Source organism: Psychrobacillus glaciei (genome assembly GCF_008973485.1).
Taxonomy (GTDB): Bacteria; Bacillota; Bacilli; order Bacillales_A; family Planococcaceae; genus Psychrobacillus; species Psychrobacillus glaciei.
On record NZ_CP031223.1, the window covers coordinates 2,232,912 to 2,245,313 of the forward strand.

Genomic DNA, 12,402 nt, shown 5'->3' on the forward strand with positions numbered 1-12,402 from the left:
TAAAAAAGTTTGATCATTTTCTACCTAGTAATTCTAAAACAATCGCGCCAGATTGCGGTATAAATATTATATTTTTGCTAAGACAGATTTAACAAATCGGTTTTTTCTTTTGGATATTAGTGTTTATTATGGATCAAGATGTTGATAGCTTACATTTCTTTCCGAGAGATCCTATTCTACTAAGGATTCTGTTATTTTCCCATCTAGATTTTTAATCGCCAACATCGAATTATCCTGTATGATTCCTGTATCTACGAAACCAAATGAAGCGTATAATGTTTTAGCTATGACATTACTTGTTCGATAAAAGAGGGCTACATATTCTGCTTCTCTATCTGGCGTAGTTTCAATATCCATCAACATTTTTTCAAAAGCAAGTTTGCCATATCCTTTCCCCTGGTAACTCTTTTCAATCATAATATGCCAAATAAAATAGCTCTTCTTCCCGTAAAAAACTTCATTTTCAAATGATTCATGATCCAACGTATCATAAATATACATCAAAAATCCAACCGCAACATCATCGGCATAAATGGCTAAGGGAGTCGCTGGTATACCGTCTGTGTTCAACATATGAGCGTCTGCAAAGCTTCTGAGGTTAGTAGTTTCTATTAAGTCTTCCTGGTTTTCTTCAACTTCAAGTGCTATTACTTCATCTATGTTATCCCCGTTTATCTTTCGTAATTCAATCATTTTTTTATCTCCTCTCCTAAGACAAGCCACTTCCACACACGGTCTAAAACACCCCAAATATAATTTCTATAATTTCCAAAATAAGGCACACGAAATATTCACCAATGCTAACCCTTTTTCCCCTGTGATTTCTAATCCTAGAACCGTAAAATAGCCCGTTTGTTGAATTGCCATAATCCTTCAAGTCAATGCAATTGTATCAAACCTTTTTTCAAATTATCGGACTTCATTACAAATGATCAATCTTTATTTTAAATCTACTATTTCAAACGCTCAATTACAATATTATAAATTGATCAAATGGAGTATTTGATATATGTCTTTCGCGTTCATGGGAGGTATTCTATTTGGCGCAATTGCAAATTATTCACAATCCATACTTATTCCTATATTGCTTCATATGAATTCAATTTTTTATCAGCATATTATGTAAGCCCGAATTATAAAAATAGGGCATTCGAAGTAGTAATGGGAAATACATTTTTACTATCAGGTGATTTTTCTTGTGGCATTAAGGAAGCATCTCCCAAAATTGATACGTTAATAGTACCAGGGAGATGCTTCATTTGGATATGCATTGTTTGATTGGGGACTTTCTTTATTTCTCTAACTCCAACCAAGCAACACACTCAACATGCACTGTATGAGGGAACAAATCGACAGGTTGCACGGTTTGAAGCTTGTAGCCGAATGGCAGCAATTCAGCTACATCCGTTGCAAATGTGTCAGGACTGCATGATACATAGACGATCCGTTTTGGTTTGGAGCGTCCAATGCGACGCATCACTTTCCCGCCAGCTCCGCCACGTGGTGGGTCAATCAACAGAATATCAGCGAATCCGAAATGATCATGCATCTCATCTAGTCCCCTACGTGCATCACGGGCAAGGAATGTCGTGTTATGCAAATCATTATCGATGGCATTGCGTTTTGCGGATTCAATCGATGTCTCGACAATCTCGATTCCCGCCAATTCCTTCACACGTGCAGCGAACGGTAATGAGAACGTGCCGACACCACAAAACAAGTCGATCATTTTCTCGTCTTCCTTAGGTTTCCCCATTTCCAACGCAAGGTCCACAAGCTTTTGGGCTTGTAAAGGGTTCGTCTGGAAGAATGTATCGAACCAAAGACGATAGCGATAGCTTGCCATTTCATCATAAATGAAATCACGCCCCGCTAACAGATGAGTATCCTCGGATTGTGTGCGATCCGCCCAGTCAGTGTTCACAAGCCAAAGAAGGCTTTTCACATTTGGGAACTTCTTCGCGATCCGCTCGACAAGATTTTCAACTGCAGACACCAATTCCCCGTCAGGCGTTTTCGTAGCGAACAATGCCAACATCATTTCGCCGGTCGCAAACGATTCCCGCACCATCAAATGACGAAGAAGCCCATCATGTGCATCTTTGTCATAACCTTTAAGGCCGAATTCTTTTACCCATTCGCCTACTTCCAGCATGCCATCGACCATATTCCTGCCTGCAATCAGACATGTTTCCAGTGGGATGATCTTTCGGAAATTCCCTTGTTCATGCAGTCCGATTTCCCCTTCAGGCGAAAACGTGAACTCCATCTTATTACGGTAATGCCAAGGGGCGTCCATGCCGATCGTATCCAGTACCAGTTCAGGATCTAATCCTTCACGTTTCAATGCGTTCTTCACTTGCTCGGTCTTATACTTCAATTGACCTTCATACGTCCAGTGTTGCCATACACAACCTCCGCAAAGCTCAAAATGAGGACAAGGCGCATCCGTCCGCTCGGGGCTTGCGGCTAGAATCTCTATAGGCATTGCTTTTCTTCTTCGCTTATCGGGATGATCGACGACGACTTGCACTGACTCCCCTTTGAGCGTATGTGGAATCGTCAGCTTCAGTTTTCTAGGTTTGAAACCTTTATCATTCTCAAACCAAATCACAGCTTGTCCATTGCCTTTATAATCTATATTGTCAATTTCTACGACGAACGTTTCATCTTTTATAATAGTCAAGGAATGATTCCCCTTTCAATAGTCAATTCATGTATTGAAGGATTATTTCCACAATGCTTGTGTACCTCTTCAAAACAGACATACTTGTCATTATAGCAAAAATGGGCCTGTATAAACATGGATTTTTTACAAATTCAACAACATGTAGTGTGATGAGTGACAGTCGTTCACACAATTAATTCTGTCATCAAACGCAAAGAAATGATACTATGTATGATGGAAAAGAACTTGGCAATAGCTAAAATCATTTTTATATGTTGCAACAGGAGGAGATCAAATGAGTAACGATCATAATTTTTGGCTTGATTTACCGAAGCCGTTTTTTATATTAGCACCAATGGAAGATGTCACAGATGTTGTATTTCGTCATGTAGTTAGTGAAGCTGCAAAACCCGACGTCTTTTTCACGGAATTCACAAATACAGAAAGTTATTGTCACCCTAAAGGAAGAGACAGTGTACGTGGTCGGTTAATGTTCACAGAAGATGAGCAACCGATTGTCGCTCATATTTGGGGCAATAAACCAGCATTTTTTGAACAGATGAGTATTGATATGAAAAAACTTGGTTTTCGTGGTATCGATTTAAACATGGGATGCCCAGTACAAAACGTCGCAGCCAATGGAAAAGGTGCTGGATTAATACACCATCCTGAAGTTGCTGCAGAAATTATTCAAGCAGCAAAAGCAGGCGGATTACCAGTTAGTGTTAAAACAAGATTGGGTTACACTAATATTGACGAGTGGCGCGATTGGTTAGGACATATATTGAAACAAGATATTGCAAATCTTTCCATTCATCTTCGTACAAGAAAAGAAATGAGTAAAGTAGAAGCACATTGGGAACTAATCCCTGAAATAAAAAAATTACGCGATGAAATTGCTCCAAATACATTGTTAACCATTAATGGAGATATTCCTGACCGCGCAACAGGATTAAAATTAGTAGAACAATACGGGGTTGATGGTGTCATGATTGGCCGCGGCATTTTTACCAATCCATATGCTTTTGAAAAAGAACCGAAAGAACATAGCGTGAAGGATTTTATCAATTTACTACTTTTACAGTTGGATCTTCACGATAAATATTCAACGGAAACCGAACCACGTCCATTTAAACCACTTCTTCGCTTTTTCAAGATTTATATACGTGGATTTAATGGCGCAGCAGAACTAAGAAACCAATTAATGGATACTACGTCGACAGATGAAGTACGTCGTTTAGTAAAACATGTTTTAGATACAGAATTAGATTGAGACATACCCACCTATGCATGATTAAAAAGACTTGTTTTAACAGCAAGTCTTTTTAAGGAATAATAGTTTTATTCTAAATAGAACTCTCGAATAGCTATAATGTCTGCTGTTATTAGATTATACTCTTTTAAAAAGTACTCTTCGTATGTACCGTACATAGTAATGTTGTTTCCTTATAATTCTTTTCTCCAATTTTCCCCTTTTACTTTAGTCAACAATTCCAGGAGTTCTCAGCAGGATTTGTTTCAAGGATAAATGCGCTTCATTACATGGACAATATTTCGTTGATCTTGTAAGGTTCCTGTATTGGTGCAAATGACTATGTATTTTTTATTAGTCAAAATGAAAAATTCTGTTATAATGAGTTTTGTAATATAATTTAATAGTTAGAATTGTAGGGGGACCGGTGTTGCCGGTTGAGATTACATCCTTGAGATGTGCGACTCTTAGAACCTGATCTGGTTGATACCAGCGGAGGGAACATATTCTTGAACAATTGATACAATTGATATTGTTTGCATATATGCGCCCTGGGTTCTCCCCTAGGGCGTTTTTATTATGTACATAGGAGGAATAGGAATGAAAAAATGGTTAATCGTATTATGTTCGACATTATTGATTGCAGGTTGTAGTAATCCGGAATCAGCATCAGAAACGAAAAATAAAGACACACACTCTCTGAAAAAAGTATCTGTCGTACTTGATTGGACACCTAACACGAATCATACCGGATTATACGTGGCAAAGGAAAAGGGTTATTTTAAAGAAGAAGGATTAGATGTGGACATCATTATGCCAGGTGACGCTGGAGCTGATCAGCTTGTTGCTTCAGGTAAATCCGAGTTTGGCGTAAGCTATCAGGAATCGATCACACAAGCACGTATACAAGACGTTCCTCTTGTTTCGATTGCAGCCATTATTCAACACAATACATCAGGTTTTGCTTCACCAGCTGCGAAGAACATTGTTACACCAAAGGACTTTGTAGGTAAAACATACGGGGGCTGGGGCTCACCTGTTGAAAAATCTGTTATTTCTTCTTTAATGAATAAAGAAAATGCCGATGTAAATAAAGTTTCTATAGTTAATATGGGAGATACTGATTTCTTTACAGCTGTGAAACGAGATATCGATTTCGCATGGATTTATTATGGTTGGACTGGTGTAGAGTCAGAGCTGCGTGGAGAGAAGCTCAATATGATCTACCTAACAGAATACTCTGATAAACTCGATTATTACACGCCAGTTCTGGCAACTAATGAAAACATGATAAATGAAAACCCAGATACAGTAAAAGCCTTTGTGAAAGCTGTTTCCAAAGGGTATGAATTTGCTATTAATAATCCATCTGATGCTGCCGACATTTTAATAAAAACAGTGCCTGACTTGGATCCAAAGCTTGTTAAAAAAAGTCAAGAATGGCTAGCCTCTAAATATCAAGACGATGCACCAAGATGGGGCGAGCAAAAACAAGAAGTATGGGAAAATTATGCTTCATGGATGTTTGACAATGGGCTGCTTGAAAAACAGCTTGATGCTCAAAAAGCATTTACAAATAATTTTTTACCACAATAGGAGGATAATAAAATGACAAATTCACTGATTAGCATTCAAATCATACCAAAAACAAAAAATGGAGAAAATGTAATTCCATATGTAGATGAAGCAATCCGAGTGATTCAAGATTCCGGGGTAAAATATGAGGTACATCCTCTTGAAACAACCATGGAAGGCGATTTACAGCAATTACTGCAAGTTATTACGAAAATGAACGTTCGCATGATTGAGATGGGAAGCAGTAACGTTATCTCCCAAATAAAAGTATTGTACCAGCCATCAGGCATCTCTATGGATCAACTTACGGAGAAATATAGATAATGATGAAAATTGTATCGAAAGGGTGGAAACCATTAATGGTTCTCCTCCTTTTATTCATTGCATGGGAAACCATTGTGATTAAATATCGAATCCCCAATTGGCTTTTACCCACTCCGACAAAAATATTTTATGAGGGATTCGATGGTTGGTCTAATTTCTACCCACATTTATTATCAACAATCAAACTCTCCTTACTCGGATTTGCATTAGGTTTACTAATCGGTTTACTTACAGCTGTTCTATTACACTTACTCCCTTTCATTCGGGAATCAATTTATCCGTTGCTAATCATATCACAAAACATTCCAATTATTGTCTTGGCTCCTCTTTTAGTGATTTGGTTTGGCTTTGGATTATTACCAAAAATGATCGTCATTACGCTTGTTTGCTTTTTTCCAATCACCGTTGCCGCATTAGATGGATTTAAGCAAACTTCCGATGAGTTAAAGCATTACATGATTATGGCAGGAGCCTCGAAGAAGCAATTATTTTGGAAGCTGGAGCTTCCCTATGCCCTTCCTTCTCTATTTTCAGGTTTAAAAATATCCGCAACCTATAGTGTCATGGGTGCAGTTATTTCTGAATGGCTTGGAGCGAAAGATGGTATCGGTGTTTATATGACCCTTGCTTCCTCCTCCTTCCGAACAGATAGAGTATTTGTGGCTATATTTGCAATTGTGGCATTAAGTTTATTATTTTTTTCTATAATCGTTCTTATTGAGCGTCGGCTCGTTCGGTGGCAGTTGAAAGGGGAGAAATAGAAGTGAGTCATCTAACTGTTTCAAATATCTCTAAGCAATTTGACAAAAATGAAGTGATCAAAAATCTCACGTTCACAATTGAAAAGAATGAGTTTGTTTCGATTATAGGTCCATCAGGTAGTGGGAAAAGTACTATTTTTAGTCTTATCGGGGGAATTCTCTCACCAGATAAAGGAACCATACACTTAGATCATCAAGCCATTAACGGAAAACTGGGGTTTATTAGCTATATGCCACAAACCCCTTCTCTCCTTCCATGGAGAACAATTCTTGAAAATGTATTGTTAGGACAAGAACTTCAAGGAAAAAAAGAAAAAGAAGCAGCATTAGAAATGATCGATATCGCTGGATTAACAGGTTATGAAAATGCGTATCCCCATGAATTATCAGGTGGTATGAAACAAAGGGCTTCCTTTATTCGAGCATTATTAAGTCCACAATCCATCATTTGCTTGGACGAACCTTTTTCTGCCTTAGATGAATTAACGCGGCTCGATATGCAAAAATGGCTTTTATCAATTTGGGAAGAACATCGAAGAACCATCCTTTTTGTAACCCATAATATTGAAGAAGCATTATTTTTATCTGACCGAATTATTGTATTATCCAATAAACCTTCACAGGTGGCAGCCGAATTTCATGTTCCATTTTCACGTCCAAGAGAGGAAAGTCTATTTTTAGAAGATGAGTTCTTAGAATGGAAAAGGAAAATTTACTATTCTCTCAAAAAAACAGGAGAGTGATTAATTTGCTAAAAATAATTGATGCACATATACACTTAGATCATTATAACAATCAAGAAATAAAGGATATCATTGAAAGGGACTCATCTTTAGAAGCACTGATATCCGTTTCGTTTGATTTGGACTCAAGTAAAAAAAATAGAGAGCTTGCGAAAATTTACTCCAAGGTGAAGCCTGCTTTCGGCTATCATCCCGAGCAAACCCCCCCTACTGATAACCAAATGGAGGAACTTTTCAGTTGGATTAAGAGCAATCAAAGCGACATGGTTGCAGTTGGTGAAGTAGGGCTGCCATATTATTTAAGAAAAGAACAAAAACTAACGACACTTCAACAAAGCCAGTACATTGACCTATTAGAAGCATTTATTAAACTGAGTAAGGAATTAGAAAAACCTATCATCCTTCATGCTGTTTATGAAGATGCACCCATCGTTTGTGACCTTTTGGAGAGATACTCCGTTTCAAAAGCACACTTCCATTGGTTCAAAGGTGATTCTAAAACAATCCAGCGAATGGCAGAAAACGGGTACTATATTTCTTTCACTCCCGATGTTCTATATGAGGAGGAAATTCAACAGCTTGTTCAACCCTATCCACTTCAGCAAATCATGGTCGAAACAGATGGTCCATGGCCTTTTGAAGGACCTTTTACCGGAAAGATGACTCATCCATCCATGATGAAAGAATCTATTAAAACGATAGCCGAAATAAAAAAGATTCCAATAGATGAGGTTTATCATCACGTTTTATATAATACTAAATCATTCTTTTTTATTTAATGAAAAAGATTAGATTGATTAAGAAAATGCCATCATTATTAAATTCAAATGATTTTTTTCGTCTTTAAAACTTTTCCCCTGCCTGTAGCCTTTTCATTAATTACTAGACACCCCAATAATTTGCGGGTGTCTTTATAATTTGCTTGCTTATTTAAAAAGGAAAATCATTGACGTTCTTATCGTGAACAATAAACGCTTCTTTAAAACCGAATTTATCCTACACAATTGTTGTGAAAATACGTATATAGATATCTTTTATATTAATATTATTTTCTGTATCATCATATAAATTATATTTCCAAATTTTCCTTAATAACATTAGTAAAATCAAAAGGCATTATCACAAGCATATCCTGAAAAGAAATGTTTGCAATAATGCCCTTATGGAATCCGGCATTGATACAATTTATTTTTCATTCTCATTTTATAAGACTATATTATATAAGCTCTTTACGATTGCCTTGTAATCGCAACTACGGATGGCCTTGGAATATCGCCAAATGGCCACCTGCTAGTGGGATTATTAACATCCACACTCTCTTCACCTGGATGCTGGACTGACATAAAAAGTGTTTCACCATCAGGAGCCAGCCATGTCCCAGTTAACTCAGCCTGAACTGGCGCAGATGCAAATTGCATTGCTTTACCACGATAAGGCCCCTCTGTTGGAATCATATATAAACCGTTGTTACGGAATGGTCTATAAGCTCCTTTATTGATCTTATCGGAAGCGATATCTGTACAGACCCATAAATTCCCTACTTGGTCAAACATCAAGTTATCTGGACAGGCAAAACCACTTTGCGGACCTCCAGCTATGAAAATTTCATATGCAAACGAGGTACTCTCATGGTTATTGTTTTCTGGGAACATTCGAAATATCTGCCCGTAATAGTTTCCGTGCGCTATATTATTTGTAAAAGCAATAAAAACGGAGCCATCCCGTGGATGAATTTCAATATCCTCGGGACGATCCAAAGGAGTTCCACCTATAAGCTTTGCAGCATCACGCGTGTTGACCAACACTTCCCCCTGTGTTTTGAATTTCTCTCTTAACTTAGGTGTTTTATTAAGATCAAGAGGAATCCACTTATTTGCCCCCATATCCGCCACAAATAATGTACCATTTTCAAGAAGACTACTATTTCGCTTCCCTAGTTCGGGATTATAGACGTCATCACTTACAAATTTGTAAATGCACTGATCATTGGTATCATCCCCACTGTAAACAACAATCCGGCCAGATTCCCCAAGTGTCATCACTGCATTCTCATGCGCGAACCTACCGAGCATTGAATGTTTTTTGGGGGTCGATTTAGGATCATAAGGGTCGATTTCAACCACCCATCCATAATGAGTAGAATTTAACGCTGGAACTCCTGGGGTTTCCGACCAATCCTGCACTATTTCTGCATAATTCTCTTCTCCAGAAAAAGCCGTATTCCAAAGTGTTTTTCCACCTGAACAGTTAGCAAATGTCCCAATGACTTGAGTTACCCCACCTACTGCTCCATCCCCTTTCGCTGGTCCGGTTAAATCGATTGGCGTATTGGCAGTAATTCTTCGATTATACGGAGAACCTTTGACTATTGACCATATACCATCTATTCCTTTACGGATGTGAATGACGGATCCGCCAAGGTTATATTTTTCCTCAGCAATTTGCTGTGCCGTCCTTTTTGCGCCGTCTGGTTCTTCCTTGTATTCACTGACATAAATACTAAGATTTCCAATATACTCATGATTGACCCAAAGGAGCCCTTCATTTGGGTCACTTCCAAAGTAACAGGTGAAATCATTATTAAATCCGAATTTTTCACCATTCCCTAAATCCTGTCCCCAAGTTGCTACAATATCGTACTTGTAGCCTATAGGAAGAATAAGTTGATCCAGGTTTGAATGTTCGATTGGATTAAAATATGAGAACCTGGTCCCATACGGCTTTCTTAAACCCTGTACCTGCGAAACGTAAGGATAATGTTCATACCTATTCCTGACATACTGTTGATAATAGGGTTTGTAATAATATGTCAAAACAAAACTCCCTTTCTCAAAATACTTATAAGTAATCGATTATATATATGAACAAAAACAATATTTTAGCAGTAGATTCTTACACTTTGAATTGACAAAAGGACCTAAAAAGTTAATCGCATACCAATTGGACTTATTTAACACAACTTATGCTTTGGTTAATTTCGTAGATACTTATTGTGCCAGTAATTTCATAAGTATCTTTAAAAACAACAAACGGTAATGCCTTTATTTGATTGCGAAGTTGAATATTTTTTGACACATGTTTTTCCATTTCAATTTCCGATTTAATTTTACCAAACATATATGCCCAAACTTTAGGGGAGCTAATAGAAAATAAATATCTTGCAATCTCTTGTTGTAAAGGTCTGAGTATGATGCTTTCACTCTCTACGACAGGTGTTTCAATAGACACTAACTTACTCAAATATGCTCTCTTTAATTAAAATAAAATTTCACTAAAATATTCTCTTTATACTTCTATTTCAACAAAAATTATAACGATTCCTTCCTCAACTAAACTGCGTCGTTAGTTAAATAAGTTCTACAAAACCTCTAAATTCAAGTTCAACTCGAATGAAAACAACTTTAACTTTATTTATTCCATCTAATTTGATCTATTTTAAGTCGTTTTTGCGTTAATCCTTCTTTCCTTAACTATAGGAGAAAATAAAAAAAACCAAAAACCTGTCATATAAGGGTTCTGGCTATTTTAAATAAAGCTGGTTATTTGAGTTAATACAAATTTCGTTTGATAGAATACATCATGCTTTTAGCTTTCCAAAAGTCTTATCAACTTTCGAGCCTTAAAAACTTAAACATTTCTTACACAACATCATTAAATATAGAACTGTTAATAAAGGTTCTTCCACTAAAGAAAGAAGTATTAAAGACATTGTTCTGTTCTTTGATACTTCAATAAAAAAACCAAACCAGTGATTACTTTTGGTACGGTTCGCTCTAGTGGATCTAAATGAAGTTTTTATTCATAAACGTATAAATAACAAATCAATAGCGTATTAAACTTTCCAAATAACTTTTCAACTTAGGAATTATTTCTAATTAAAGGAGTGTATTTTAGATTTACGAATCAAACCAGCACTAAATTTAACCTTCTAACGGGGAATAACCGAGCCTACTTAATGCTAATGCCATTTGATAATACCCCTCACCATTAGGATGAACCCCCCCTTTTGATAATAAAGCTTTTTCATTCCCCTTAAATACGCTATAGAGATCCGCTACTTTAACATTCATTTCCAGACCAAAACGGTTAATTAATGAATTAAACGCTTTAATCCCCTCATCTGCTATTGGTATATCGGGAAATGGATTATATAAATTCGTTAACCTTAAAATGTATTGATCTTGTTTGTCTAACTGGCGGATTCTTTCTACTATTTTTGAGTAATTATTCTGGGATTGATTAATAGCATGCGATACACTTTCTTCGTTTTTATTTATTAAAAATTCTTTTGCAGCATTTATTAAGTCATCTCCGCCAGCCGTTATAGTGATAATATCTGCACAATTTACAGCCTCTGTAACAATCGGGAAATGAAGCGTTCTTAAAACATCCTCCGTTGTTGCACCTGACCTTGCGTATTTTTGATATAAAATAGACTTTTTTAAAATTTGCTGACTCATGCCTCTATAATATTCAACAAATCCTCGGTCCAAAAAAGGAACACCAATACCAACAGTAAGGGAATCACCGATCGCCAGATAACGTAAAGGATTGAAATCCATATTTCACCTCAAATGATTAGTTATATACTTATAGTATTCAAATCAGTTACGATACGTAACTATAGGGTTGTCATTTAGCTATTCATGAAGGAAAACACCTCCTTTGGATAAGGTTATCTAAAGTGGTGTTTTTATAGTGATAGAAAAGGCAAAATAATGAACTGTTTATTGAAAATAGAGTTGTTCCGTTAAAGGGACAGGATTTTGAGGACTATTTTCAGCCAATTGATTATTCAAGATTGAATATATTATTATTGAGATTGTGAATATTTACACTTAAATTAATTGGCAGTTTAGCTAAACAAGAAGGATTTTAGTACTTCATAAAAAATATTAATCAGTTAAAAGGTATATGGAGGTGCAAGAATGAATAAAATAGGATGGATTTATTTGGGAGTTTCTGACTGTCTTGCTCTATAGGATTCTTCCCTTTTTGCTCAAAGTTAAGGATACTACAATGCACACTAGATACGCCGAAAAAAGCCGCAAGAGAGAACAGTGGAGGAACTGAAATAAC

General features: G+C 36.6%; 11 protein-coding genes and 1 riboswitch. Of the genes, 6 read left to right on the top strand and 5 right to left on the bottom strand.

The window, feature by feature from the left end; translation table 11 throughout:
• Window positions 1-171 precede the first annotated feature (171 nt).
• Together PB01_RS10345 and rlmD are read right to left on the bottom strand one after the other, a co-directional pair.
• Window positions 172-693, bottom strand: coding sequence for a GNAT family N-acetyltransferase (locus PB01_RS10345; RefSeq protein ID WP_151700139.1), 522 nt, complete (start codon window positions 691-693; stop codon window positions 172-174).
• Between the two features lie 598 nt (window positions 694-1,291).
• Window positions 1,292-2,686, bottom strand: coding sequence for a 23S rRNA (uracil(1939)-C(5))-methyltransferase RlmD (gene rlmD, locus PB01_RS10350; RefSeq protein WP_151700140.1), 1,395 nt, complete (start codon window positions 2,684-2,686; stop codon window positions 1,292-1,294).
• Window positions 2,687-2,963: 277 nt separating this feature from the next.
• Here rlmD and PB01_RS10355 point away from each other — a divergent pair, with 277 nt between their 5' ends.
• The 6 genes from PB01_RS10355 to PB01_RS10380 all read left to right on the top strand — a co-directional run bounded on the left by PB01_RS10355 (window position 2,964) and on the right by PB01_RS10380 (window position 8,102).
• Entirely contained in the window at window positions 2,964-3,941 is a 978-nt protein-coding gene (locus PB01_RS10355) for a tRNA dihydrouridine synthase (RefSeq protein WP_151700141.1), read from the top strand.
• A 386-nt stretch (window positions 3,942-4,327) separates the two neighbouring features.
• Window positions 4,328-4,438, top strand: a riboswitch (TPP riboswitch).
• A gap of 82 nt (window positions 4,439-4,520) precedes the next feature.
• Window positions 4,521-5,516 (top strand): ABC transporter substrate-binding protein, encoded by a 996-nt coding sequence (locus PB01_RS10360; protein WP_151700142.1) that lies wholly within the window; start codon window positions 4,521-4,523, stop codon window positions 5,514-5,516.
• 12 nt (window positions 5,517-5,528) lie between these two features.
• On the top strand, window positions 5,529-5,819 hold the full coding sequence (locus tag PB01_RS10365; protein ID WP_151700143.1) for a thiamine-binding protein: 291 nt from the start codon (window positions 5,529-5,531) through the stop codon (window positions 5,817-5,819).
• Window positions 5,819-6,580: an ABC transporter permease gene (locus PB01_RS10370; protein ID WP_151700144.1), complete on the top strand. Its 762-nt coding sequence runs from the start codon at window positions 5,819-5,821 to the stop codon at window positions 6,578-6,580. The genes PB01_RS10365 and PB01_RS10370 overlap by 1 nt, the downstream gene beginning before the upstream one ends.
• 2 nt (window positions 6,581-6,582) lie before the next feature.
• Window positions 6,583-7,323, top strand: a complete 741-nt coding sequence (locus PB01_RS10375) for an ABC transporter ATP-binding protein (RefSeq protein ID WP_151700145.1) — start codon at window positions 6,583-6,585, stop codon at window positions 7,321-7,323.
• 5 nt (window positions 7,324-7,328) lie between these two features.
• Window positions 7,329-8,102, top strand: a complete 774-nt coding sequence (locus PB01_RS10380; protein WP_151700146.1) for a TatD family hydrolase — start codon at window positions 7,329-7,331, stop codon at window positions 8,100-8,102.
• A 450-nt stretch (window positions 8,103-8,552) separates the two neighbouring features.
• Here the strand turns inward: PB01_RS10380 and PB01_RS10385 are convergent, their stop codons facing one another.
• The 3 genes from PB01_RS10385 to PB01_RS10395 form a co-directional block, all read right to left on the bottom strand.
• Window positions 8,553-10,136: a PhoX family protein gene (locus tag PB01_RS10385; RefSeq protein ID WP_192797336.1), complete on the bottom strand. Its 1,584-nt coding sequence runs from the start codon at window positions 10,134-10,136 to the stop codon at window positions 8,553-8,555.
• Window positions 10,137-10,269: 133 nt separating this feature from the next.
• On the bottom strand, window positions 10,270-10,563 hold the full coding sequence (locus PB01_RS10390) for a GNAT family N-acetyltransferase (protein WP_192797337.1): 294 nt from the start codon (window positions 10,561-10,563) through the stop codon (window positions 10,270-10,272).
• A gap of 680 nt (window positions 10,564-11,243) precedes the next feature.
• Window positions 11,244-11,885, bottom strand: coding sequence for a GDSL-type esterase/lipase family protein (locus tag PB01_RS10395; RefSeq protein ID WP_151700149.1), 642 nt, complete (start codon window positions 11,883-11,885; stop codon window positions 11,244-11,246).
• Window positions 11,886-12,402: the final 517 nt, after the last annotated feature.